The organism is Ruegeria sp. H3, from assembly GCF_056533095.1.
On record NZ_JBQFOD010000008.1, the window covers coordinates 149,247 to 172,470 of the forward strand.

The 23,224-nt window shown below is 57.4% G+C and carries 24 protein-coding genes; 19 read left to right on the plus strand and 5 right to left on the minus strand.

Annotated features, from left to right (window positions below; translation table 11 throughout):
* The first annotated feature begins 3 nt into the window (after nt 1-3).
* Genes ACR0JE_RS11515 through ACR0JE_RS11525 form a run of 3 tightly spaced genes read left to right on the plus strand, consistent with a single transcriptional unit; the run spans nt 4 to nt 3,770 of the window.
* A complete protein-coding gene (locus tag ACR0JE_RS11515) occupies nt 4-1,089 on the plus strand; it encodes a microcin C ABC transporter permease YejB (protein ID WP_480864260.1) in 1,086 nt (361 codons plus the stop codon).
* On the plus strand, nt 1,090-2,196 hold the full coding sequence (locus tag ACR0JE_RS11520) for an ABC transporter permease (RefSeq protein ID WP_480864261.1): 1,107 nt from the start codon (nt 1,090-1,092) through the stop codon (nt 2,194-2,196).
* Nucleotides 2,193-3,770: an ABC transporter ATP-binding protein gene (locus tag ACR0JE_RS11525; RefSeq protein ID WP_480864262.1), complete on the plus strand. Its 1,578-nt coding sequence runs from the start codon at nt 2,193-2,195 to the stop codon at nt 3,768-3,770. The genes ACR0JE_RS11520 and ACR0JE_RS11525 overlap by 4 nt, the downstream gene beginning before the upstream one ends.
* A gap of 19 nt (nt 3,771-3,789) precedes the next feature.
* On the opposite strand, the gene ACR0JE_RS11530 is transcribed toward ACR0JE_RS11525, so the two are convergent.
* Together ACR0JE_RS11530 and hemN are read right to left on the minus strand one after the other, a co-directional pair.
* Nucleotides 3,790-5,718 (minus strand): elongation factor G, encoded by a 1,929-nt coding sequence (locus ACR0JE_RS11530; protein WP_480864263.1) that lies wholly within the window; start codon nt 5,716-5,718, stop codon nt 3,790-3,792.
* A gap of 210 nt (nt 5,719-5,928) precedes the next feature.
* Nucleotides 5,929-7,284: an oxygen-independent coproporphyrinogen III oxidase gene (gene hemN / locus ACR0JE_RS11535; RefSeq protein WP_480864264.1), complete on the minus strand. Its 1,356-nt coding sequence runs from the start codon at nt 7,282-7,284 to the stop codon at nt 5,929-5,931.
* 61 nt (nt 7,285-7,345) lie between these two features.
* Here hemN and fnrL point away from each other — a divergent pair, with 61 nt between their 5' ends.
* Nucleotides 7,346-8,089 (plus strand): transcriptional regulator FnrL, encoded by a 744-nt coding sequence (gene fnrL / locus ACR0JE_RS11540; RefSeq protein WP_480545452.1) that lies wholly within the window; start codon nt 7,346-7,348, stop codon nt 8,087-8,089.
* Between the two features lie 55 nt (nt 8,090-8,144).
* Nucleotides 8,145-8,399 carry a GlsB/YeaQ/YmgE family stress response membrane protein gene (locus tag ACR0JE_RS11545; RefSeq protein WP_480545450.1) on the plus strand — a complete coding sequence of 85 codons (255 nt, stop codon included), beginning with the start codon at nt 8,145-8,147 and terminating at the stop codon, nt 8,397-8,399.
* A gap of 46 nt (nt 8,400-8,445) precedes the next feature.
* On the opposite strand, the gene ACR0JE_RS11550 is transcribed toward ACR0JE_RS11545, so the two are convergent.
* Nucleotides 8,446-9,285 carry a universal stress protein gene (locus tag ACR0JE_RS11550; protein WP_480545448.1) on the minus strand — a complete coding sequence of 280 codons (840 nt, stop codon included), beginning with the start codon at nt 9,283-9,285 and terminating at the stop codon, nt 8,446-8,448.
* 192 nt (nt 9,286-9,477) lie between these two features.
* Between ACR0JE_RS11550 and ccoN the strand changes: the two genes are divergently transcribed.
* From ccoN to ccoP, 4 genes are read left to right on the plus strand one after another with little or no spacing between them, the layout of a single operon-like run.
* Entirely contained in the window at nt 9,478-11,085 is a 1,608-nt protein-coding gene (ccoN, locus tag ACR0JE_RS11555) for a cytochrome-c oxidase, cbb3-type subunit I (RefSeq protein ID WP_480864265.1), read from the plus strand.
* 14 nt (nt 11,086-11,099) lie between these two features.
* On the plus strand, nt 11,100-11,828 hold the full coding sequence (gene ccoO, locus ACR0JE_RS11560; RefSeq protein WP_480864266.1) for a cytochrome-c oxidase, cbb3-type subunit II: 729 nt from the start codon (nt 11,100-11,102) through the stop codon (nt 11,826-11,828).
* Between the two features lie 12 nt (nt 11,829-11,840).
* Nucleotides 11,841-12,047: a cbb3-type cytochrome c oxidase subunit 3 gene (locus ACR0JE_RS11565; protein WP_480864267.1), complete on the plus strand. Its 207-nt coding sequence runs from the start codon at nt 11,841-11,843 to the stop codon at nt 12,045-12,047.
* The gene (gene ccoP, locus ACR0JE_RS11570; protein WP_480545442.1) at nt 12,044-12,907 is read left to right on the plus strand and encodes a cytochrome-c oxidase, cbb3-type subunit III; all 864 of its coding nucleotides are present in this window, start codon (nt 12,044-12,046) and stop codon (nt 12,905-12,907) included. Before ACR0JE_RS11565 ends, ccoP begins: the two co-directional genes overlap by 4 nt.
* 150 nt (nt 12,908-13,057) lie before the next feature.
* Here ccoP and ACR0JE_RS11575 read toward each other — a convergent pair whose 3' ends face one another.
* Nucleotides 13,058-13,216, minus strand: coding sequence for a hypothetical protein (locus ACR0JE_RS11575; protein WP_480864268.1), 159 nt, complete (start codon nt 13,214-13,216; stop codon nt 13,058-13,060).
* 101 nt (nt 13,217-13,317) lie between these two features.
* Here ACR0JE_RS11575 and ACR0JE_RS11580 point away from each other — a divergent pair, with 101 nt between their 5' ends.
* From ACR0JE_RS11580 to rplA, 10 genes are all read left to right on the plus strand, one after another.
* Entirely contained in the window at nt 13,318-14,196 is an 879-nt protein-coding gene (locus ACR0JE_RS11580; protein WP_480864269.1) for a LysR family transcriptional regulator, read from the plus strand.
* Between the two features lie 100 nt (nt 14,197-14,296).
* The gene (gene ccoG, locus ACR0JE_RS11585) at nt 14,297-15,724 is read left to right on the plus strand and encodes a cytochrome c oxidase accessory protein CcoG (protein ID WP_480864270.1); all 1,428 of its coding nucleotides are present in this window, start codon (nt 14,297-14,299) and stop codon (nt 15,722-15,724) included.
* Nucleotides 15,725-15,726: 2 nt separating this feature from the next.
* Nucleotides 15,727-16,185 (plus strand): FixH family protein, encoded by a 459-nt coding sequence (locus ACR0JE_RS11590; RefSeq protein WP_480826422.1) that lies wholly within the window; start codon nt 15,727-15,729, stop codon nt 16,183-16,185.
* 16 nt (nt 16,186-16,201) lie between these two features.
* Nucleotides 16,202-18,367: a heavy metal translocating P-type ATPase gene (locus tag ACR0JE_RS11595; protein ID WP_480826423.1), complete on the plus strand. Its 2,166-nt coding sequence runs from the start codon at nt 16,202-16,204 to the stop codon at nt 18,365-18,367.
* 6 nt (nt 18,368-18,373) lie between these two features.
* Nucleotides 18,374-18,532: a cbb3-type cytochrome oxidase assembly protein CcoS gene (gene ccoS, locus ACR0JE_RS11600; RefSeq protein WP_353009207.1), complete on the plus strand. Its 159-nt coding sequence runs from the start codon at nt 18,374-18,376 to the stop codon at nt 18,530-18,532.
* A 101-nt stretch (nt 18,533-18,633) separates the two neighbouring features.
* Nucleotides 18,634-18,831 carry a preprotein translocase subunit SecE gene (gene secE, locus ACR0JE_RS11605; RefSeq protein ID WP_170533170.1) on the plus strand — a complete coding sequence of 66 codons (198 nt, stop codon included), beginning with the start codon at nt 18,634-18,636 and terminating at the stop codon, nt 18,829-18,831.
* Nucleotides 18,832-19,023: 192 nt separating this feature from the next.
* On the plus strand, nt 19,024-19,557 hold the full coding sequence (nusG, locus tag ACR0JE_RS11610; RefSeq protein ID WP_170533167.1) for a transcription termination/antitermination protein NusG: 534 nt from the start codon (nt 19,024-19,026) through the stop codon (nt 19,555-19,557).
* A 205-nt stretch (nt 19,558-19,762) separates the two neighbouring features.
* Nucleotides 19,763-20,581, plus strand: coding sequence for a DUF2189 domain-containing protein (locus ACR0JE_RS11615; RefSeq protein WP_480864271.1), 819 nt, complete (start codon nt 19,763-19,765; stop codon nt 20,579-20,581).
* Between the two features lie 238 nt (nt 20,582-20,819).
* Complete coding sequence (rplK, locus tag ACR0JE_RS11620; protein WP_480864272.1) at nt 20,820-21,269, plus strand: 50S ribosomal protein L11; 450 nt, start codon at nt 20,820-20,822, stop codon at nt 21,267-21,269.
* A 1-nt stretch (nt 21,270) separates the two neighbouring features.
* Entirely contained in the window at nt 21,271-21,969 is a 699-nt protein-coding gene (gene rplA / locus ACR0JE_RS11625) for a 50S ribosomal protein L1 (RefSeq protein ID WP_480810148.1), read from the plus strand.
* A 66-nt stretch (nt 21,970-22,035) separates the two neighbouring features.
* Here the strand turns inward: rplA and ACR0JE_RS11630 are convergent, their stop codons facing one another.
* Complete coding sequence (locus ACR0JE_RS11630) at nt 22,036-22,995, minus strand: aminoglycoside phosphotransferase family protein (RefSeq protein WP_480864273.1); 960 nt, start codon at nt 22,993-22,995, stop codon at nt 22,036-22,038.
* Nucleotides 22,996-23,224: the final 229 nt, after the last annotated feature.

The window sequence follows — 23,224 nt, forward strand, 5'->3', positions numbered from 1 at the left end:
GCTTTGGGCGCATATATACTACGCCGGCTTTTGCTGGTCATTCCAACGTTGCTTGGCATCATGATCGTGAATTTCACACTGGTGCAATTTGTGCCAGGTGGCCCGATCGAGCAAATTCTGGCCCAGATGCAGGGCGAAGGCGATGTATTCGCCGGGTTTGCCGGGGGCGAGAACGTTCAGACCGAAGAAACGTTTGGTTCAGACAGCGAATACATTGGCGCCCGTGGACTGCCGAAGGAATTTATCGAAGAACTGGAAAAGGAGTTCGGTTTCGACAAACCGCCGCTAGAGCGGTTTTTGAACATGATGGGGAACTACCTGACGCTGGATTTTGGTGAGAGCTATTTCCGATCGATCAGCGTGATCGATCTGGTGCTCGAAAAGATGCCAGTGTCGATCTCTCTGGGCCTTTGGTCCACCCTGATCGCCTATCTGGTCTCCATTCCCTTAGGCATTCGCAAGGCCGTTAAGGATGGATCAACCTTCGATACTTGGACCAGCGGTACCATTATCGTCGCCTATGCCATCCCCGGTTTCCTGTTCGCCATCCTGCTTCTGGTTCTGTTTGCCGGTGGATCTTATTGGCAAATCTTCCCGCTGCGCGGGCTGACTTCGGACAATTGGGAGAGCTTGAGCCTGCTTGGCAAAATCGCTGACTACTTCTGGCACATCGCCTTGCCGATCATTGCGCTGACCATTTCCGCCTTTGCGACACTGACGCTGCTGACCAAGAACTCGTTTCTGGATGAGATCAAGAAGCAATATGTCATGACAGCCCGCGCGAAAGGGTTGAGCGAAAAACGGGTTCTCTATGGCCACGTGTTCCGCAATGCCATGCTGATCGTGATCGCTGGTTTTCCAGCTGTTTTCATTGGGATGTTCTTCGGTGGATCGATCATCATCGAAACGATCTTCTCGTTGGATGGGCTTGGGCGCCTAGGGTTCGAAGCTGCCGTGGCGCGGGACTACCCGGTGATATTCGGGACGCTGTTTATCTTCGGCCTGATGGGTCTGGTAGTTGGGATCATCAGCGATCTGATGTACGTCCTTGTCGATCCGCGCATCGACTTTGAAAAGCGGGAGGGATAAGTGGCTCTCTCCCCTCTGAACCAGCGCCGCTGGCGCAATTTCCGGCGCAATGGCCGGGCATTCTGGTCGCTGATCATCTTCTCAATCTTGTTCGGCCTGTCGCTGTTTGCCGAATTCATTGCCAATGACAAACCCATCCTGGTGCAATACCGCGGCGCGTTCTATACGCCAATCTTCAACTTTTACCCAGAAACCGAGTTTGGCGGCGACTTTCAAACCGAAGCGATTTATCGAGACCCCGAGGTTATGTGCCTGATCGACAGTGGTGGCATGGACGCCTGTTTCGACGATCCCGAAGGCATTATCGAACAGATCGACGCCGGAACCTATCAGGCCGATGGGTTCGAACGCGGCTGGGCCATCTGGCCTCTGATCCCGTATTCCTACAACACCAGCGTCGACCGCTCCGGTGCGGCCCCGTTGCCGCCCAACGGGCAGAACCTGCTGGGCACAGATGACACGAAACGCGATGTGCTGGCGCGGGTCATATATGGCTTCCGCCTGTCGATCCTGTTTACCCTGCTGGTGACAGGCGCGGCCAGCCTGATCGGCATATTTGCCGGGGCCATTCAGGGGTTCTTTGGCGGTTGGCTTGATCTGATTTTCCAGAGGATTATCGAGATATGGTCGGCGACGCCGTCGCTCTATGTCATCATCATCATGTTCGCCATCTTGGGGCGAAGTTTCTGGTTGCTGGTGGCATTGATGATCCTGTTCGGTTGGACAGGGCTTGTGGGTGTTGTTCGGGCCGAGTTCCTACGGGCGCGCAATCTGGAATATGTCCGTGCCGCGCGCGCGCTGGGCGTGGGAAACATGACCATCATGTTCCGCCACATGTTGCCCAATGCGATGGTCGCCACCCTGACTTTCATGCCGTTCATCGTGACCGGCACCATCGGCGGGCTGGCCTCGCTCGATTTCCTCGGCTTCGGCCTGCCATCTTCGGCCCCGTCTTTGGGTGAGCTGACTTTGCAGGCCAAGCAGAACCTTCAGGCCCCTTGGCTGGCCTTCACGGCGTTCTTCACCTTTGCCATCATGCTATCGCTGCTTGTCTTCATTTTCGAAGGCGTCCGTGATGCGTTTGATCCCAGAAAGACCTTCTCATGAGCCTTTTGGATGTGAACAACCTGAGGGTCTCGTTCCGGCAGGACGGGCAGGTCTCGGCAGCGGTCAAAGGTGTATCCTTCAGCGTGGACCGTGGCGAAACCGTTGCGCTGGTCGGGGAATCGGGATCGGGTAAATCCGTGACAGCCTTGTCGACAGTGTCCCTGCTGGGGGACAGCGCGATTGTGGAAGGGTCCGTGCGGTATGATGGGCAAGAAATGATTGGCGCGTCCGAGGACAAGCTGATGGAGGTTCGTGGAAACGACATCAGCTTCATCTTTCAGGAGCCGATGACGTCGCTGAATCCGTTGCACACCATCCAGAAACAGATGGCCGAATCCCTGGCGTTGCATCAGGGGCTAACAGGCGATGCAGCGCGCGCTCGGATTGTCGAGTTGCTGACCAAGGTTGGCATCCGCGATCCCGAGGAACGGCTGGACAGCTATCCGCACCAATTGTCAGGCGGGCAGCGTCAGCGTGTGATGATTGCGATGGCCTTGGCCAATAAGCCGGACATCCTGATCGCGGATGAGCCCACGACCGCGCTGGACGTGACCATTCAAGCACAGATACTGGAACTGTTGGCTGAGCTTCAGAAATCCGAGAATATGGGGATGCTGTTTATCACCCATGACCTTGGCATCGTGCGGCGGATCGCTGATCGCGTCTGCGTGATGAAAGACGGAGAGATCGTCGAAACCGGGATCACGGCTGAGATTTTCGACAACCCGCAACACCCCTATACGCGCAAGCTGTTGGAGGCTGAGCCTTCGGGCCAGCCTGATCCTGTGGCCGCCGGTGCCGAAGAGGTTGCACGGACGGATCATCTGAAAGTCTGGTTCCCGATCCAGCTTGGTTTCCTGAAACGAACTGTAGGTCACGTGAAGGCCGTCAATGACGCAACGCTGAGTGTCAGAGCTGGCGAGACATTGGGGATTGTCGGTGAAAGTGGTTCGGGCAAGACCACGCTTGCATTGGCTATCATGCGATTGATCGCATCTGAAGGCGGTATCACGTTCCGCGATCAGGACGTCCGCCGCTGGTCCACGCGCGAGCTGCGACGGTTGCGCAAGGACATGCAGATCGTGTTCCAGGACCCGTTTGGCAGTCTGAGCCCGCGTATGACCTGTATGCAGATCATCGCCGAGGGGTTGGCCATTCACAAGGTCGACCCGCATCGTGCCCCGCGCGAACTGGTGGCCGAGGTGATGACCGAAGTGGGTCTGGACCCGGCCTCGATGGATCGCTATCCGCATGAGTTTTCGGGCGGACAACGTCAGCGGATCGCGATTGCACGTGCCATGGTGTTGCGGCCGAAACTGCTGGTACTGGATGAACCGACCAGCGCGCTGGATATGACGGTGCAGGTGCAGATCGTCGACCTGCTGCGCGATTTGCAGCGAAAATACGGGCTGGCCTATCTGTTCATCAGTCATGATCTAAAGGTCGTTCGGGCGATGTCGCATAACGTGATCGTCATGCGCAACGGCGACGTGATCGAGATGGGCGCAGCGGAAGACCTGTTTGAGAACGCTCAAACAGACTATACGCGCGAGCTGATCGCAGCGGCGGGCTGACGCCCGCCTTGCGCAGTTGTCATGCGTTGACTTTTTCGCGTGAGGCCGTAGTTGGGACCGGTCCGCGCAACTCCTCATAGTGATCGAAGTTCAGGTTTACCCAGCCGGTGCCACGCGTGGCGCTGGCCAGGGTTCGATGCAGCTCATCCTGCGCGACGGCCGGAAGTTGGGCGTTGAAGATTTCCCAACCCGACGCATTCGGGTTGCCTTCAAACCCCAGAACCTGCCCCTGCAGCGAACTGATCGTGGGGACCAGATCACCTACAAAATCAGATGGCAGGTGAATCTCGGCATTCAGAATGGGCTGCAGCACAACTGGCTTGGCTTGCGGCAGGGCCTCACGTACGGCATTCTTGCCAGCCGTTCGGAAGGCATAGTCCGAGCTGTCTACGTTGTGGTGTTTCCCATCGCTTAGGGTGACTTTGACATCCACCACAGGGAAGCCTTCGGGCCCCTGAACCAATGCGTCCTGTGCCCCGTGTTCAACCGACGGGATGTAGTTCTTGGGAACGGCTCCTCCCTTGACGACCTCTTCAAACTTAAACCCCGAGCCGCGGGGTAATGGCGAAACCGAGATGACGACATCGGCGAACTGTCCTGCCCCGCCCGATTGCTTGCGGTGACGATGCCGGTGCTCAATGGGTGCCCGGATGGTCTCGCGATAAGCGGTTTCAACCGCGTCGGTCTCGATCTCAATCCCGAAGTCTTCGGCCAGCTTGGCGGTCACGCGCCGCATATGTTGCGGTCCTTGCGAACCCAGCACAGCATGCCCGCTGAGTTCATCCTGTTCCATCTGAAGCCCTGGATCGATCTCGACCAATCGGCTCAGCGCGTTTGACAGGCGCACATCGTCCCGCTCATGCGCAGGCGAGACCACCTGTCGGAGCGCCACCGGGTGCGATGCGGCCCAATCAGGCAGCGGTGTGGCGGCGCGGCTGTCATAGATGAAGCCGGGGTTGAGGTGATCGGACTTGACCGCGAGGCCGATCTGTCCGGCCTCAAGGGCACCAATCTGTGTTTTTGCATCCAACGTGGTCAGGTTGCCAACGGTTTCGCCACCTAAGGCTTCATGCGCTTTGACCCCATCACCCAGGCCGCGCAGCACTGTGATCTTACCGATATGCTTCTTCACATCAGCAAACCCAGCAATGGCCCGTGCATTGTCGGCTGCCTCATCCCGCCCAGCGGCGATATCAAACTCCGGGGCCTCGTGCCTTAGGGCTTTCATGAGCCGGGTCAGGCCGTTGCCATGGCTCGCGGCCCCCAGGCAGGCTGGGATTAGTTGGTGGTTCTGTAAGACTTGCGCGGCCAGTTCGTAAACCTCGGCACTTGGGGGCTGCTTGTCTTCGATCAATTGTTCTAGCAGGTGATCATCAAAATCCGACAAGGTTTCCAATAGCTCGGTGCGCGCCTCTTGTTCGCGATCCTCAACCGATTGCGGCAGCTCGATCAGGGCCGAGGGTTGGCCATCCTGATATTTCCACGCCCGCTCTGAAATCAGATCAACCGCGCCAATGATCGTGTCCCCATCCCGGATCGGCACCTGTCGCAATGCGATGTGATGAGAGCAATAGGTCTGCAGCGCGGCGATGATGTCGCGGATGCGGCCATTTGGGTTATCCATTCGATTGATGAACAGGAAGCAGGGGATACCGGCCTCTTCGACCAAGCGCAGATAGGGCGCGCATAAGACCGCAGCGTCCGGGTCGGGCGGCACAACTACAACTGCGGCGTCCGAGATGGCCATGGCCGGGCCGACATAGGCCAACGCATCGCCACCGCCATCGACGTCAACCGCGCACCAGGGCTCGTCCAAATAAGAAAAACCGTGCAAATGCACGGTTCCGCAGATGTCGAATGTTGTGGGGCGCCCGTCGAGGCGGCTTATGGCCTCGACCAGAGTGGATTTGCCCGATTGGCTGGGGCCTAGAACCGTGAAAACGCGCATAAGTGCTGTCCCTCTTTCAGGTTGCAGAGTGGCTGCACGAAAGGGGGTGCCTCACGCTGGGGTGTCGGCACGGGTTGTCTGCGAATGGGCCTGCCTCGGGCTGTGGGCACATATTGTGGCCCACGCCTTGAGTGTGCGGAATCCATATGCCGTGCGTCAAGTCCCCTGTTTCGGATCGCTTGCCCGGGGGTTGCCGCGCAACTGACGATGCTAGATCGCGGAGCTGTGCCCGGCTTTGCTTAGGTCATAAGCGTCGAAACTTCGCGCAATCATCCGGGTTAACGCGCGAGCCTCGGGCGGGATGAACAACCCATTTTCGGTAATGCGCAGCAAACCGTCGAAGGCCGCATTTGCGGAATCGTACATACCGCCCAGATCTTCGACCGATACTTCGAAGTTACGTAGGATTTCGGCTGTGTTGATCTGGAAATCGCACATCAGTGCTTCGATCAGCCGGGCGCGCAGCGCGTCCTGATCCTTGAACAAATGTCCGCGCGAAGTCGAAAACCTCCCATCGCGAATTGCTTTGGTATGCGCCGATGTCGCCGGGTTGTTCTGTGCGTAACCTTGAGGGAAACGCGAAATCGAGCTTGCGCCGACGCCAATCAGAACTTCGGCCTGGTCGTCAGTATAACCTTGAAAGTTCCGTTTCAGCCGCCCTGAATTCAACGCCTTGGTCAGGCCGTCTTCTTGCGTCGCAAAGTGGTCGATGCCGATCTCAGCGTAGTTGTCCCACATGAACAGGCGGCGCGCTGTGTCGAACAAATCCAACCGTTGTTCCGGCGTTGGCAGCGTCTCGGACGGAATAAGTTGCTGTCGTTTCGCCATCCAAGGGACATGGGCGTAGCCGTATAGCGCCACCCGGTCCGGATTAAGCGACAGAAGCTTTTGAACGCTTTCGGTCATGCGCGCCTTGGTCTGGTGGGGCAGGCCATACAGAATATCGGCGTTCAAACTGGTGATACCGCGTGCACGGATCATATCGACCGCATCACGGGTGGTGTCATAGCTTTGGATGCGGCCAATGGTCTTTTGAATCTCGTCGTCGAAATCCTGAACACCGATTGAGGCCCGATTCATGCCCGCCTCGGCCAGCGCATCCAGCCGTGCTTCGTCAACCTCGTTCGGGTCGATCTCTACTGAGAACTCGGCATCGGGGCCCAGTGGAACAATGCTAAAGATATGGCGGGACAGATCGCGCATTAGATCGGCGTTCAACAATGTCGGCGTGCCACCGCCCCAATGAAGGCGCGACAAAACCACACCCTCGGGCAGGCGCGCTGCCAGCAAATCAAGCTCGGCTTTCAGCACATCCACGTAAGCGATCACTGGGTTATCGGTTTGCGTCCCCTGCGTGCGGCAAGCGCAGAACCAGCAAAGCCTGCGACAGAAGGGGACATGGATGTACAGCGAGATCGCGCTTCCAGGCCTGATTGCCGAGACCCAGTCGCCAAAACGATCCGCCCCCACATCATTGCTGAAATGGGGGGCGGTGGGATAGCTGGTGTAGCGCGGCACCTTCGCGTCAAAAAGTCCAAGCCGAGCCAATTGTGATTTCTGTATCATAGCGATACCCTAGGCAGATAGACGACTTGGCTGCTTTGACCGAGATCAAGTGGGAACGCGCATGACAGCAAAACTACAGTTCGATCACGCCAACTGTGAAAGTTGCCCTATCCGCCATCGCGCTGTGTGTGCGCGCTGTGATGCGGATGAACTCGAAACACTCGATAGCATCAAGTACTACCGTAGCTTCGAAGCAGGTCAGACGATCATTTGGTCGGGTGATCAGATGAATTTTGTCGGCTCGATCGTGTCGGGTATCGCTTCGCTGACCCAAACAATGGAGGACGGCCGGACCCAGATGGTGGGCCTTTTGCTGCCCAGCGATTTTGTCGGTCGCCCCGGACGCGACGCAGCGGCCTATGATGTGCAGGCCACCACGGATGTGGTCATGTGTTGTTTTCGCAAGAAACCCTTCGAAGACATGATGAATGTAACGCCACATATTGCACATCGTCTGCTTCAAATGACCTTGGACGAGTTGGATGCGGCCCGCGAGTGGATGTTGGTTTTGGGGCGCAAGACCGCACGGGAAAAGATTGCCAGCCTGTTGTCGATCATTGCCCGACGCGATGCATCGGTCAGCCAAAAGGGGCTGTCTGGTCCGTTTGTTTTCGATCTCCCGCTTACACGCGAAGCCATGGCGGATTACCTTGGTTTGACGTTAGAGACCGTCAGTCGACAGATTTCGGCGCTTAAGAAGGACGGGGTTATCTTGCTGGAAGGCAAACGCCATGTGACCGTGCCGGACATGGATCGGCTGATGGAAGAGGCCGGAGATGACTCGGATGGCGGGTTTCTGGTCTGAGTGTCTGGCTGGGTAGCGGTCGCAAAAGCCGCGCGCCAGTATTAAGGAGAATGCCGTGGAATTCAGCAGTGTATTGGCCATGGTTGCAATCGGCGCAATCGCAGGTTGGTTGTCCGGCAAAATCATGGAAGGCCGTGGCTTTGGCCTGTTCGGGAACATTATCGTCGGAATAGTCGGCGCTTTTGTTGCCGGTCTGATATTCCCGGCGCTGGGCTTTTCCGTAGGTGGCGACGTGTTCTCGTCCATCTTTGCTGCCACACTTGGCGCGGTGATATTGTTGTTCCTGATCGGTTTGGTACGGCGCGGATGATCAACGAAGCTGCCCAGACAGGCAGCCTCCACAGTGCAAACCCTGTTTAGTGGGCCAGAAAAACCGGCACCACAGACTGCTCGAGCATATTGCGCGTTGCCCCGCCCAATATCGCCTCGCGAAAACGCGAATGGCCATAGGCCCCCATCACAATCATGTCCGATTCCGTGTCGGTCGCATGCCGATTCAGGATGTCGGAGACGCGGGTCATGGTTTTGCTGAGTACTTCGATTTCACATTTCACGCCGTGCCGTGCCAGCATCTGTGATAAGCCGCCACCTGGATCCGACCGGTCGGGCCCGTGTCGGGGCGGGTCGATTACTACGATGCGCGCCAATTCAGCTTGTATTAGGAACGGCAAGGCGCGTCGAACGGCGTGCATTGCTTCGACACTTTCGTTCCAGGCAATCATGATGTTCTGGGGTGCAGCAACTGGGTTGTCCTTGCCCGGGACAACCAGAACCGGGGCGTGACCTTCGAACATCGCAGCCTCGATGATGGGCTCTGCTTCGGCGCCACACTCCTCCCCATAGGGTTGAGACAGCACGACGAGATCTGAGAACCGGGCGCGGTGCGCGACGTGGCGGCCAATATCGGCAATCTGGGCAACGCCACTTTCGGCTGACCAGCGCGCAGATGTCTTTTTCAGATAATCCTTTGCAAACGCCAGAACTTCATCGGCATCCGCATTGGCCCGGCTGAGCGTTTCCTGAAGGATCAACGCGTTTGCCCCGGCGTAATAATAGCCGGTTTGGCTGCGATCGACACCCAGGCACAGGGCCTCGGCATGACCATCCTGTGCCTCGGCCAGAACGGCTGTCTGGGCAAGTGCAGGCTGGGCCAATTTTGTTTCAGTCATGATGGTGAGAATAGATTTATAAGCCATGTCGACCTCATCTTCCGGGCGCGGGTTCGGTATGGGTAGACGCCCATTCACCTATTATGCGTGTCACAGAAAACGGCGACTTGTCTTGACTCAGATCAAAGCAGTCGGGACCATCATTCGACATTACATCAAGCAGTCAAAAAGGTTCTGCGCGGCATGTAAATCGCGCAGAGCAGGGTAAAGGGACGCAATATGTCGAATTACATCAAGCTGATCGTGCTTGGCCTATTGGTGGTGTTTGCTGCCATAGGGTCAAACTACGCACGGGATTTGGCGTATCAGGTGCATGCGATTCTGGTGATGGTCATCGCCGCGGGATTGTTCATCTGGACGCTTCGAAACACGGATGAGCCAGATATTCTTGTAGATCGCTCGGGCGAATACATGGATGACGTGATCCGCTATGGCGTGATCGCAACCGCCTTCTGGGGTGTTGTTGGGTTCCTTGCAGGAACCTTTATTGCGTTCCAGCTGGCCTTTCCAACGCTCAACTTTGAATGGGCGCAGGGCTATCTGAACTTTGGTCGTCTGCGTCCGCTGCACACGTCGGCAGTGATTTTTGCATTTGGCGGCAACGCGTTGATCGCGACGTCGTTCTACGTGGTGCAACGCACCAGTGCTGCGCGACTGTGGGGCGGTAACCTCGCATGGTTCGTATTCTGGGGCTATCAACTGTTCATCGTGCTGGCCGCAACTGGCTATGTTCTGGGTGGTACGCAGTCCAAGGAATATGCCGAGCCTGAATGGTATGTGGACCTGTGGCTGACCATCGTCTGGGTCGCCTATCTTGCAGTGTATCTGGGTACGATCATCAAGCGGAAAGAGCCCCACATCTACGTGGCAAACTGGTTCTACCTGGCGTTTATCGTAACTGTCGCCATGCTGCACCTGGTCAACAACATGACCATTCCAGTCAGCATCTGGGGTTCGAAATCGGTTATCGTCTGGTCCGGCGTGCAGGATGCCATGATACAGTGGTGGTATGGCCACAACGCTGTGGGCTTCTTCCTGACTGCGGGCTTCCTGGGCATGATGTACTACTTCATCCCGAAACAGGCCGAACGTCCCGTATTCTCGTACAAGCTGTCGATTATCCACTTCTGGGCGCTGATCTTCCTGTATATCTGGGCCGGTCCGCACCACCTGCACTATACCGCGCTTCCCGACTGGGCCTCGACGCTGGGCATGGTGTTCTCGATCGTGCTGTGGATGCCGTCCTGGGGTGGTATGATCAACGGTCTGATGACCCTGTCGGGCGCATGGGACAAGCTGCGCACCGATCCGATCATCCGCATGATGGTTATCTCGGTCGGCTTCTACGGCATGTCCACGTTCGAGGGTCCGATGATGTCGATCCGTGCGGTGAACAGCCTTAGCCACTATACCGACTGGACCATTGGTCACGTGCATTCGGGCGCGCTGGGCTGGAACGGCATGATCACCTTTGGCGCGCTTTACTTTCTGGTTCCTGTCCTGTGGAAGCGTGAGCGTTTGTATTCGCTGCAGATGGTCAGCTGGCACTTCTGGCTCGCCACCATCGGCATCGTGCTCTACGCCGCGTCGATGTGGGTCACGGGTATCATGGAAGGCCTGATGTGGCGCGAAGTTGATGCCAACGGCTTCCTGGTGAACTCGTTCGCTGACACCGTGGCCGCCAAGTTCCCGATGTATGTGGTACGTGGCTTGGGTGGGGTCCTGTTCCTCGCTGGCTCGGTGATCATGTGCTACAACCTGTGGATGACTGTGCGTAAGGCACCGGCCAAAGAGGCCAGCCTGACCGTCGCAGTCCCGGCTGAATAAAGGAGGCCGGAGCAATGGCAATTCTTGACAAACACAAAGTGCTTGAGACCAACGCGACCCTTCTGCTGATCTTTAGCTTTCTGGTCGTGACCATCGGTGGCATCGTTCAGATCACCCCGCTGTTCTATCTTGAGAACACCATTGAGAAGGTGGAGGGCATGCGCCCTTACACCCCTCTCGAGATGGCGGGCCGTGAAATCTACATCCGCGAAGGCTGCTATGTCTGCCACAGCCAGATGATCCGTCCCATGCGGGACGAGGTCGAACGCTATGGCCATTACTCGCTGGCGGCCGAGTCGATGTATGACCACCCGTTCCAGTGGGGGTCGAAGCGCACCGGGCCTGATCTGGCCCGCGTGGGTGGCCGTTACTCGGATGACTGGCATGTGCGCCACCTGCGCGATGCACAGTCGGTGGTGCCGGAATCGGTGATGCCGAAATACGGTTTCCTTGAAAACCGCAAGATCGACGGTGAATACATTGGTGACATCATGGCGGTGAACGCTGTTGTTGGAACACCCTACACCGAAGAGATGTTGGAGAACGCAGTGGCGGACTTCCGCGCTCAGGCCGATCCGGACAGCGATTTTGACGGGTTGCTGGAGCGTTATGGCGACAAGGTCAACGTGCGCAACTTCGATGGTCAGCCCGAACTGACCGAGGCTGATGCGCTGATCGCTTATCTGCAGATGCTGGGCACGCTCGTCGATTTCTCGACCTTCACCCCCGCAGCAAACCGGTAACAGGAGGGTAGGATGGAAGAATACACACTCCTACGGCAATTCGCGGATAGCTGGATGCTATTGCTGCTCTTTGCTTTCTTCGTTGGCATCGTGGTCTGGGTTTTCCGGCCCGGCGCCAGCAAGGAATACAAGGACACCGCAAACATCCCCTTCCGGCACGCCGATACACCTGCACCGCAGCAAGACGAACCCGCCACATCCAAGGAGGCGCGGCAATGAACAAGACACCTGATAAACAGCCGGGTGATCCAAATACAACCGGCCATACCTGGGATGGAATCGAAGAGTTTGACAACCCGATGCCGCGCTGGTGGCTGTGGACCTTCTATGCCACGATCATCTGGGGTGTGATCTACACGATCATGTACCCAGCATGGCCACTGGTTCAATCCGCCACCGCAGGCGTCATGGGGTGGTCATCCCGCGAAGAAGTGCAGAAGGAACTGGTTGCATTTGAAGAGGCCAATGCGCCCTGGAACGTGAAGCTGGTGGAAACCCCGCTCGAGGATATCTCGAAAGATGCCGAGTTGCAGCAATATGCCGTCAACGCAGGCAGCGCGGTGTTCCGCACCTGGTGCGCACAGTGTCATGGTTCGGGTGCGCAGGGTGCAACCGGCTTCCCCAACCTGCTGGATGACGCATGGCTGTGGGGTGGAACTTTGGAAGACATCGAAACCACAGTCAGCTACGGCATCCGTAGTGAGGAAAGCGATGACACCCGCTGGTCCGAAATGCCGGCCTTTGGTGAGCTTCTTGAAAAAGAGGAAATCACCCAAGTGGTTCAATACGTCATGTCTCTGACCAACGCGCAGACCGACGACGCGGCGGCGCAAGCTGGCAAGGTTGTGTTCGAAGACAATTGCTCGGCCTGTCATGGTGAGAATGGTCAGGGGGATGTCTTCCAAGGTGCCCCGAACCTGACCGATGCGATCTGGCTTTATGGCGGAAGTGAGGAGGCCTTGACCGAAACGGTGACATATAGCCGCTTTGGCGTGATGCCGCCTTGGGATACCCGCCTGACCGAAGCTCAGATCCGTGCGGTCACAGCCTATGTCCACCAGCTGGGTGGCGGTCAGTAAGCATACAAGAATACCTGCAGGCAGTGCGCTGCCCGCAGGTTCAGGCACCGTCTGCTCGATCTGTTCGCGCGTTTCCTGAGCGGCCGGTGCCTGTATTTTATGAACATAGCTGCACTCGGCAGCGGTTCGTACACATTATCTTTACGCGTATCAAAGATTGCCCAGATCCACATCGCGCGGGTTCTTGATCCACCAGTGACCCTCCGGCAGCCAGCGACGTTTGCGGTCGCCTTTCTTTGGTACGTCTTGGATACGCGGCGTGTCTATTCGGGTCGCAGTCATAAAAGAACGGGCAAGAACATTCAGCATGGTGTCTCTCCTGTGCGGAAGCATTTCTGACAACAAAGATTGACCTTTGGCGCGCTGAATGCCACTCAATTACCATTCCAACATGTAAGTGTGGATTACATATGGATTGGCTTTCTCTACCTCCGATGGCCTCGCTCAGGGCTTTTGCAGCCTTTGCTGAAAGACGGAATGTGAGCGATGCCGGTGCCGCGTTGAACGTCAGTCATGCGGCCATCAGTCAACAGCTTCGCGTGCTTGAAAAACATCTTGGCGTTGCGCTGTTAGATCGCAGTGGGAAGGCGTTGACCCTGACTGCTGAAGGCGAGCATCTAGCCCGCGCCCTGCAGCTTGGGTTTGGGTCAATCAGTGCTGTTGTTGAAGATCTCATGCGGTCGGGCGAGGCGCGCCCGGTTCATGTGTCTTTGACACCTTCATTCGCCGCATCGTGGTTGATGCCACGCTTGCCCGCGTTTCAGGCCGACTACCCTGATATCAACTTGGCTATCGACCCTTCACCACATCTCGTCACCCTTGCGCCCGGCGGGGTTGATGTCGCAATCCGGTACGGCGCTGGAGGGTGGCCGGGTGTAGATGTTGAGATGTTGCTAAAAACACCTTTTGTCGTCGTGGCAGCGCCTGCTTTGTTAGGGGGCAAAGTCAAGTGGACGCCCGAAGAGCTGAGCCAGTTGCCCTGGTTGGAGGAACTTGGCACCACTGAGGCCAGCAATTGGCTGGCCAAACGGGGTGTAGATCATCCCCCGTTGGCGGGTCGTTTATCCTTGCCAGGCAATCTGCTGTTGGATGGTCTTCGCGCCGGGCAAGGAGTGACGGCCACGGTGCGACATTTCGTCGAACAGGATATCCGCGCCGGGCGCCTGGTCGAGCTCTATGCCGAGCCAGAAAGCAGTGGATACCATGTTTTAACGGCAAAAACACCGCTTAGACCGGCTGTTAAAACCTTTGTTCGTTGGTTGAAGCGACAAGCTGGCGCAGCCCAATAAAAGATGATTGTTCGATGCGCGTTTTGACCCATGTCAAAGTTTGCACCGACGTGATCTGAGAAAACACGCGAGCCAAAGTGCCAATTCTTGGAGCCAGCCAGTGAGCGATTCCGACCCCGCCCCCAGCTTATATGCCGCACGAGAACCTATCTTTCCGCGGCGCGTATCCGGACCATTCCGCAACCTGAAATGGATCATCCTGATCGTGACCTTGGGGATTTACTATTTAACCCCATGGATCCGGTGGGATCGTGGCCCCAGTTTGCCGGATCAAGCGGTGCTGCTGGATTTGGCCAACCGGCGCTTCTATTTCTTCTGGATCGAGATCTGGCCGCATGAGTTCTATTTTGTCGCGGGCCTGCTGATCATGGCTGGGCTTGGACTGTTCCTGTTCACCTCGGCCTTGGGTCGAGTCTGGTGCGGTTATGCCTGCCCGCAAACCGTGTGGACCGACCTGTTCATCCTGGTCGAACGCTGGATCGAGGGGGATCGGAACGCGCGTTTGCGCCTGCAACGACAAGAGAAGCTGGATTTCCGCAAAGCACGCCTGCGCCTGACCAAATGGGCGTCTTGGTTCCTGATCGGTCTACTGACGGGCGGCGCTTGGGTTTTCTATTTCGCCGATGCACCAACTCTGCTGCGCGATCTGGTGACCGGCAATGCGCACCCGGTGGCTTACACAACCGTGTTGATCCTGACCGGCACGACCTTCCTGTTCGGCGGCTTCGCGCGCGAACAGATTTGTATCTATGCCTGCCCCTGGCCTCGCATTCAGGCGGCAATGATGGACGAGGATACTCTGGTCGTTGGCTACCGAGAATGGCGCGGTGAGCCGCGCGGCAAAGGCAAACGCACCGCCGACTCCGAGTTGGGCGATTGCATCGATTGCATGGCCTGTGTGAATGTCTGCCCCGTTGGCATCGATATCCGCGACGGCCAGCAACTTGAGTGCATCACCTGCGCGCTTTGCATCGATGCCTGCGACGACATGATGGCTAAGATCGGCAAGCCGCGTGGTTTGATCGACTATATGGCACTGAGCGATGAACCCAGCGAACGCGAAGGCCATCCGCCCAAGAGCGTTTGGAAACATATCCTACGGCCGCGCACCATCATGTACACGTCACTTTGGTCTGCTGTCGGCTTCGCCTTGCTGTTCGCGCTGTTCATCCGGTCCGATATTGATCTGACCGTCGCTCCTGTCCGCAACCCGACCTTTGTGACATTGTCTGATGGCACCATTCGCAACACCTATGATGTGCGCTTGCGCAACAAACATGGCGAGGATCGGTTGTTCAGCCTGTCACTTGCTGGCGACCCAAGCATGCGGATGGAGATTGAGGGCACAAACCTGCATACTGTAAATGTGACGGCGGATACGGCACAGCTGGTTCGGGTTTATATCGTGGCTTCGGGTGACACCGGCCCCGCTGGTGCGGACACAACGCCCGTTCGGATTTGGGTCGAGGACATCACCAATGGCGAGCGTGCTTACAAAGACACCACGTTCAATGGACGAGGAAATTGATCATGACAGAACGCAAGTTTACGGGAAAACATGCACTGGCCATATTTGTGGGTGCCTTCACAGTCATCATCTCAGTCAACCTGCTGTTGGCCTATAGCGCGGTGAAAACCTTTCCGGGGTTGGAGGTAAAGAACTCCTACGTCGCCAGCCAGAACTTCAACGAACGTCTGCAGGAACAGCGAGCCTTGGGGTGGGACGTACGGGCCGAAACCAAGGGCGGGCTGTTAATTCTGCACATCACCGATGCGACCGGCGCGCCGGTTCAGGTGGCTGAATTGCAGGCGGTTGTAGGGCGCGCGACCCATGTGAAGGATGACTTCTCGCCTGAGTTTACCTTTGATGGCATCGCCTACGCGACACCAGCTGCTTTGGGTAAGGGGAACTGGAATATCCGGCTGGTGGCCCGTGATCATGCGGGGGCTGAGTTTGCACAGCGCGTGCCGCTTTATGTGAAAGGCTGATGGTGTGACGGCGCAAATGCCTTCTGGTACGGCAGGTTGTCCCGGGTGCATCGCAACCCCGGCACAACCTGCGCGCCCGATCCCCGAGGATGTACAGATTGCGCTGTCTTTGCCGAGTATTCACTGTTCGGCCTGTATCGCGAATGTCGAGCGTGCACTGAATGCACATCCCGGGGTCGAGGATGCGCGCGTGAACCTGACCCTCAAACGAGCGATGATCAAAGCTGCGCCCGAGACGCGGGCCGCGGACCTGATCCCGGTTCTGGAACGCGCCGGGTATGAAGCGCATGAGCTGGACTCCGGTGCCCTGTCTGCAACCAGCGCGGATAAGGCGGGTCGGGATCTGTTGATGCGGCTCGCGGTGGCTGGCTTTGCTTCGATGAATGTCATGCTGCTGTCCGTGTCGGTCTGGTCAGGTGCCGCCGATGCGACGCGCGACATGTTCCACTGGATTTCTGCTGCCATCGCCTTGCCAGCTATTGCCTTTTCGGCACAGCCCTTCTTTGCCAATGCTTGGAGCGCCTTGCGTGTTCGACGCCTGAACATGGATGTTCCGATCGTGCTGGCGATCCTGCTGGCCCTTGCGACATCGCTTTGGGAAACGGCGCTGAGCGGAAAACATGCTTATTTTGATGCTGCGCTGACGCTGACATTCTTCCTGCTGGCCGGACGGTATCTGGACTACCGAACCCGTGCGGCGGCGCGCTCGGCAGCTGAGGAGTTGACCGCGCTTGAGGTGCCCCGCGCCATTCGTGTCATTGATGGGGTTGAGGAAGAGGTTGCCGTTTCAGAACTGACCGTGGGTGATCTGATCCTGGTTCGCCCCGGTGGGCGGATGCCAGTGGATGGTCAGATCGTTTCGGGCCAGTCCGAATTAGACCGCTCTTTGCTGACGGGTGAAACCTTGCCTGTCTTTGCCGAAGCCGGCCAAACCGTCAGCGCGGGCGAGGTCAACCTGACCGGCCCCTTGACCATTCAAGCCTCTGCTGTGGGAGAAGACACTTCACTCCACCGTATGGCCGATCTGGTTGCGATCGCAGAATCCGGTCGGTCTCGGTACACGTCGCTGGCCGATAAGGCTGCCAAGCTTTACGCGCCGGGGGTTCACATCCTTTCGGCGCTCAGCTTTTTGGGGTGGTATATCTATTCCGGCGATCTGCGCACTGCATTGAACATTGCTGCGGCGGTGTTGATTATCACCTGTCCCTGCGCCCTGGGGCTGGCCGTGCCTGCGGTGACGACAGCGGCCTCGGGCCGGTTGTTCCGCCGAGGGATGCTGATCAAACACGCAACGGCGCTGGAACGTCTGGCCGAGGTTGACACGGTTGTCTTCGACAAGACCGGCACGCTCACCTCAGGCGCGCCCGAACTGACCAATCTGGGCGACCATTCCCGCGCCGATCTGGAAGTCGCGCTGGCACTGGCCGAGGCATCGGCCCATCCGCTATCGGTCGCATTGGCACAGGCAGCGCGGGCTGCGGGTGTCAAACCTGCCGGGGTGAAGGATATCGTTGAGGTGCCGGGTTACGGCACCGAAGGTCAATATCGCGGTCAGCGGGTTCGCCTGGGCCGGGCGGCTTGGGTGGGGGCTGAGCAAGGGTCCGAGACTTCAGCGTGGCTGTCGGTCGGATCAAATCCCCCCAAGGCTTTCAACTTCTCAGACACGCTACGGCCCGGAGCGGCAGAGGCGGTCAAAGCATTTGCGAGGACTGGAAAGCAGATCATGCTGATCTCGGGCGATTCCAAAGGTGCTGTTGAGGCCTTGGCCAACAAGCTGGGCATCCAAAACTGGATCGCCGAGGCGCTGCCGCAAGACAAGGCCCAGCGTATTCAGGAACTCAGTGATCAGGGTCGGCATGTGCTGATGGTCGGTGATGGCTTGAACGACACGGCCGCGCTGGCTGCGGCGCATGTCTCGATCTCTCCGGCTTCGGCGTTGGATGCCGCACGCGTCGCGTCAGACATCGTTTTGCTGGGCACCGATCTGTCGCCCATCGCGGACGCTTGCGATACCGCCGTCAAAGCCACCAAACGGATTCGGGAGAACTTTCGCATCGCCACGGTCTATAATGTTATCGCGGTCCCGCTGGCCGTTGCTGGTTTGGCGACGCCACTGATAGCGGCCTTGGCGATGTCGACCTCGTCCATTACCGTGTCCCTGAACGCCCTAAGGCTGAGGTAACCTCGAATGGAAGTGCTCGCCTATCTGATCCCGATTTCCCTGTTTCTGGGCTGTGTTGGTCTGGTGGCCTTTGTCTACACCGTTCGCTCGAATCAGTACGAGGATCCCGAGGGCGATGCCCGCCGCATCCTCAGCGATGAATGGGACGACAAGCCCAAGCCGTAGCCGGACCGCATCGCCCAGGCAGAGTTGATCTGAACCGCCCTTGAAATTGCCGCAATGCCCAGCTATGTCCGGCCTATCCGCTAGCAGAGAGACCAAGCCACATGGCCACCACCAACCCGATCCAGTTCATTCAGCAAGTCCGTGCCGAAGTTTCCAAGGTCGTCTGGCCGACCCGGCGTGAGGTGCTGTTGACCACGGTTATGGTGTTCATCATGGCCGCCCTGACCGCTGCCTTCTTTGCGCTGGTCGATCTGGGCATTCGCGGGGGTCTTCAGCTGGTGCTGGGCGCGTTCAGCTAAGGCAGTTTGGGCGGGTGGAAACACCACTGCCCCCTTGCACAGCACGGCGTGTCAGAGTAGGTGACATGACTATTCGGAATGGGCGTGCGGCGAATCAGGTTGCGCGCCGCTTTTTATTCCGGGTCACGCAATTGAATTTCAACGCGGGGCGCGCGGCTTGCCGCCTCGGAGCTAAACAAGGACGACAGGTTCATGGCGAAACGGTGGTACTCGGTCAGCGTTCTTTCGAATTTCGAAAAGAAGATCGCAGAGCAGATCCGCACGTCGGTGGCTGAACAGGGCCTTGAAGACGATATCGACGAAGTGCTGGTGCCCACCGAAGAGGTGATCGAAGTGCGTCGGGGCAAGAAAGTCACGACCGAGCGTCGGTTCATGCCGGGCTATGTTCTGGTGCATATGGAAATGTCCGATCAGGGCTATCACCTGATCAACTCGATCAACCGCGTCACCGGCTTCCTCGGTCCTCAAGGCCGCCCGATGCCGATGCGCGACGCCGAGGTGAACCAGATCCTCAACCGCGTTCAGGAGGGTGAAGAAGCGCCCAAGCTGATGATCACCTTCGAGGTGGGCGAGAAGGTCAAAGTCAACGACGGCCCGTTCGAGGATTTCGACGGTATGGTCGAAGGCGTGGACGACGAGGCGCAGAAGCTGAAAGTGTCTGTTTCGATCTTTGGCCGCGAAACCCCGGTCGAGCTGGACTTCACGCAGGTTACGAAGCAAAGTTAACGTCTCTTTTGGGTTCGATTCCCCGAGCTGAGCTAGACCACCAAGTCATTCAATAGCAGCAAGGCAATTCTGGCTGCTATATACTCTTCTTGTGCCAGAGGCTCATCTGCTGCTAACTTGTTGTCAAGCAAAAGACATCTGTCTCGCCGCCTGGCTAGCTGGATAGGCAGACCATTCAGACACTACGGTTTGGGAGGAGTTTGTTATGGCACCCAGTGCCAACGGTTCCACATCACCGAAAAATCTGACACCGCAACAAGAGGACGTGCCCGAGGTCAATCGTCTAACAAAGGATGATATTACCGCTTCGCTCAGAGCGGGGTTTTCTGACTTTCTCGCGCGTCCCTTCATGAGCGGTTTCTTTGGCCTTTTCTATGCGGTTTTCGGAATCCTGTTTGTTTGGTGTCTGGTCTGGCTTGGCAAGATCTGGATGATTATTCCCGCAGCCATAGGCTTCCCGCTGGTCGCACCATTCGCTGCAGCCGGGCTCTATGAGATGTCCCGCCGGCTGGAGAAGGGAGAGGAATTCAGCTGGTCTGACATCCTCAAAGCCATGGCTAATCAACGCAATCGTGAAATGGGCTGGATGGCATTTGTTACGTTGTTCATTTTCTGGATCTGGACCTACCAGATCAGGCTTTGGCTGGCGATCATCCTGCAAAATGCATCGTTCTCTGACTTTGACGGGTTCATAAACTCGGTATTCTTCACACCGCAGGGTTGGACTTTCCTTGCAATTGGCACTTGCGTCGGAGCCTTTCTGTCGGCCGTTTTGTTCTCTGTGACCGTCGTCGCGATGCCGATGCTGCTCGACCGCGAAACCAATTTTGTTTCCGCGATGCTTACGTCTATTCGCGTTGTCACTGAGAACCCCATAGTCATGTTAAGCTGGGCGGCGATCATTTCGACTACCATGTTGTTGTCTTTGGTTCCGGCATTTCTGGGTCTTATCTTTACTCTGCCGATCCTTGGCCATACCACGTGGCATCTCTATAAGCGGGCTGTGTCACGATCTGAGATATGAGATCCCCTGCAATAGGCAAAAAAACCCACCTCAGCAAAACTTGCCCTTAGGTTTGATCAAGCGGGAAGTATTCAGGATGCGACCCACTTGCCAACCCCCACATTCCCCTATAAACGCCGCCTCTATCGTCTTCGGGCGAGATTCTCTCGTGGGAGGTTCTAGGGATCGCGATCCCGGGCCGGACCACGCAACATAAACCGGGTGGAACGCGTTTCACCTACGTTGAAAGGAAAACCAAATGGCCAAGAAGCTTGCTGGTACAATGAAACTGCAGGTTCCTGCAGGTCAGGCGAACCCGTCGCCTCCAGTTGGTCCGGCGCTGGGTCAGCGCGGCATCAACATCATGGAATTCTGCAAGGTGTTCAACGCCAAGACCGCAGACATGGAGCCCGGCGCTCCTTGCCCGACCGTGATCACCTACTATCAGGACAAGTCCTTCACCATGGACATCAAGACGCCGCCCGCGTCTTACTACCTGAAAAAAGCAGCTGGTCTGAAGCCGGTTGGCAAGCGTAACCGTCCTCGCGGTGCAGAAAACCCAGGTCGTGAGACCGTGGCCACCGTGACCTCGAAGCAGGTTCGCGAAATCGCCGAAGCCAAAATGAAAGATCTGAACGCCAACGACGTCGAAGGCGCAATGCAGATCATCCTGGGCTCGGCCCGCTCTATGGGCATCGAGGTGAAGTAAGATGGCAAAACTCGGTAAACGTACCCGCGCTGCGCGCGAAGCTGTCGCTGGCAAGGAAAACCTGTCGGTTGAAGAAGCTGTTTCCCTGGTCAAAGGCAACGCGACCTCGAAATTCGACGAGACCATCGAAATCGCTCTGAACCTGGGTGTCGATACCCGTCACGCGGACCAGATGGTTCGCGGCGTTGTTGGCTTGCCGAACGGCACCGGCAAAGCGATGCGTGTAGCTGTATTTGCGCGTGGCCCTAAGGCTGACGAAGCAAAAGAAGCTGGCGCAGATATCGTTGGCGCAGAGGACCTGATGGAAACCATCCAGGGCGGCACCATCGAATTCGATCGCTGCATTGCCACCCCGGACATGATGCCCATCGTTGGCCGTCTGGGTAAAGTTCTGGGCCCCCGCAACCTGATGCCGAACCCCAAAGTTGGCACCGTGACCATGGACGTGAAAGCGGCCGTGGAAGCAGCCAAGGGCGGTGAAGTTCAGTTCAAGGCGGAAAAAGGTGGCGTGGTACACGCCGGTGTTGGCAAAGCGTCGTTCGACGAAGCTAAGCTGGTCGAAAACGTTCGCGCCTTCATCTCGGCTGTAGCGAAAGCGAAGCCGACAGGCGCCAAAGGCACCTACATGAAGAAAATTGCGCTGAGCTCGACCATGGGCCCCGGCGTTACACTGGATGTGGCGGCCGCTGCGGGCGAATAAGCCCACGGCACCTAGCCATCAGCTACAAGACCCGGGTGGTGCGAACTGCCCGGGTTTTTTTGTGCGCTACAGGAAAATCTGTTTTAGGCGCGCCTCAAGCAGGTCGCGTTTGCGCTCTTCAAACTGGCTGCAAACGAAGTCTGGCCGCCAGAGACGCAGCCAGTCCTTCAGCAGGCGGCCACGCAGGCAGCAATCCAGGATCTCAGTGTCGATTGGGTGGCGGTAGAGTTTGAAGAACATCTGTTTGTTGGTCTTGAGCATACCGCTCCGGTCAACCTCCTCCTGAGTGGCGCTGCGAAAGATGTCGGCTTTCACAAAATCGACGATGTCGTAGACGGCCAGCTTGTCCCGCGCCTCGGTGAAATCGAGGCCGATGGTGGTGCCCTGACCCATAATCAGGTTGAGCCCGTGGTAGTCCCCGTGCGAAAACACCCGCAGATCAGGCCGGTTTCGCAGCCGTGCGGCCTCGGCGAGAAACGTGTCGACCATGGGTTGGCTGATCGGGGAGATATGATCCGGAACAAGGGTCGATAACTCGAGGATGTTGTCGGTCATCCAGCGGGGCCGGAACGCGTATTGAACTGGCTTCTGCAGGCTGTGAAGATGATGCAGCCAGGCACCGGCCCGGCGATAGACCTGCGCAACCTGTTTGTCATCGTCGCTGTTATAGATCACATCGACAGCGGTGGGTCGGTCTACATACTCAGTCACCATGAAGGCGCCGCCGGGGGCCAAAAAGACAGGCCGCACGACGCGACCGGATTCGTGCCCTTTGAAATGGTCGAAGACCCGGTTGAGTGTTTCGAACTCTCTGCCCAGACGCCCCGATTCAGGTGAGATGGTATCGATCTTGAGGGCAAAGTCCTGACCTGGTGTTTCGACTTTCATCACCAGCCGGGATCCCGGAAACCCGTGCGAGCGATAGACGCATTCCAAGCCGGTGATGCGGTCGTTTAGTTGGTGTCGAGCAAACTCACTGGCGAAGCCCGATGCCATGTCGTATTCGGAAATCGTGAGTGTCGGCATCGTCTGGCGTTTATGCGTTGTTTGTCTGAGCGTGTTCGGCGCGTCCGACAAGACAAGAGCGTGAGTCCTGTGTCAATGGTTCGAGCTTAGGTGGCAGAGGTTAACGATAGGCGCGATTGATTGCGCGGACGTGCAATTTACCTCTTGGAAACTGGTCGCGTCTGCCCTAAGTAGACCTGCGGAACAAAGCGTGCGATTCGTCGTGCGCTTTCTTTCGTTTCGTCCAAGA

What these genes read in the sequence shown, in the direction of transcription:
- ACR0JE_RS11630 (WP_480864273.1), bottom strand. Translation starts at nt 22,995, where the DNA reads ATGCCGACACTCACGATTTCCGAATACGACATGGCATCGGGCTTCGCC.
- ccoO (WP_480864266.1), top strand. Translation starts at nt 11,100, where the DNA reads ATGGCAATTCTTGACAAACACAAAGTGCTTGAGACCAACGCGACCCTT.
- hemN (WP_480864264.1), bottom strand. Translation starts at nt 7,284, where the DNA reads ATGATACAGAAATCACAATTGGCTCGGCTTGGACTTTTTGACGCGAAG.
- ACR0JE_RS11550 (WP_480545448.1), bottom strand. Translation starts at nt 9,285, where the DNA reads ATGGCTTATAAATCTATTCTCACCATCATGACTGAAACAAAATTGGCC.
- ACR0JE_RS11595 (WP_480826423.1), top strand. Translation starts at nt 16,202, where the DNA reads ATGCCTTCTGGTACGGCAGGTTGTCCCGGGTGCATCGCAACCCCGGCA.
- rplK (WP_480864272.1), top strand. Translation starts at nt 20,820, where the DNA reads ATGGCCAAGAAGCTTGCTGGTACAATGAAACTGCAGGTTCCTGCAGGT.
- ACR0JE_RS11580 (WP_480864269.1), top strand. Translation starts at nt 13,318, where the DNA reads ATGGATTGGCTTTCTCTACCTCCGATGGCCTCGCTCAGGGCTTTTGCA.
- ACR0JE_RS11565 (WP_480864267.1), top strand. Translation starts at nt 11,841, where the DNA reads ATGGAAGAATACACACTCCTACGGCAATTCGCGGATAGCTGGATGCTA.
- ccoN (WP_480864265.1), top strand. Translation starts at nt 9,478, where the DNA reads ATGTCGAATTACATCAAGCTGATCGTGCTTGGCCTATTGGTGGTGTTT.
- ACR0JE_RS11575 (WP_480864268.1), bottom strand. Translation starts at nt 13,216, where the DNA reads ATGCTGAATGTTCTTGCCCGTTCTTTTATGACTGCGACCCGAATAGAC.
- nusG (WP_170533167.1), top strand. Translation starts at nt 19,024, where the DNA reads ATGGCGAAACGGTGGTACTCGGTCAGCGTTCTTTCGAATTTCGAAAAG.
- rplA (WP_480810148.1), top strand. Translation starts at nt 21,271, where the DNA reads ATGGCAAAACTCGGTAAACGTACCCGCGCTGCGCGCGAAGCTGTCGCT.
- ccoS (WP_353009207.1), top strand. Translation starts at nt 18,374, where the DNA reads ATGGAAGTGCTCGCCTATCTGATCCCGATTTCCCTGTTTCTGGGCTGT.
- ACR0JE_RS11525 (WP_480864262.1), top strand. Translation starts at nt 2,193, where the DNA reads ATGAGCCTTTTGGATGTGAACAACCTGAGGGTCTCGTTCCGGCAGGAC.
- secE (WP_170533170.1), top strand. Translation starts at nt 18,634, where the DNA reads ATGGCCACCACCAACCCGATCCAGTTCATTCAGCAAGTCCGTGCCGAA.
- ACR0JE_RS11590 (WP_480826422.1), top strand. Translation starts at nt 15,727, where the DNA reads ATGACAGAACGCAAGTTTACGGGAAAACATGCACTGGCCATATTTGTG.
- ACR0JE_RS11615 (WP_480864271.1), top strand. Translation starts at nt 19,763, where the DNA reads ATGGCACCCAGTGCCAACGGTTCCACATCACCGAAAAATCTGACACCG.
- fnrL (WP_480545452.1), top strand. Translation starts at nt 7,346, where the DNA reads ATGACAGCAAAACTACAGTTCGATCACGCCAACTGTGAAAGTTGCCCT.
- ACR0JE_RS11530 (WP_480864263.1), bottom strand. Translation starts at nt 5,718, where the DNA reads ATGCGCGTTTTCACGGTTCTAGGCCCCAGCCAATCGGGCAAATCCACT.
- ccoP (WP_480545442.1), top strand. Translation starts at nt 12,044, where the DNA reads ATGAACAAGACACCTGATAAACAGCCGGGTGATCCAAATACAACCGGC.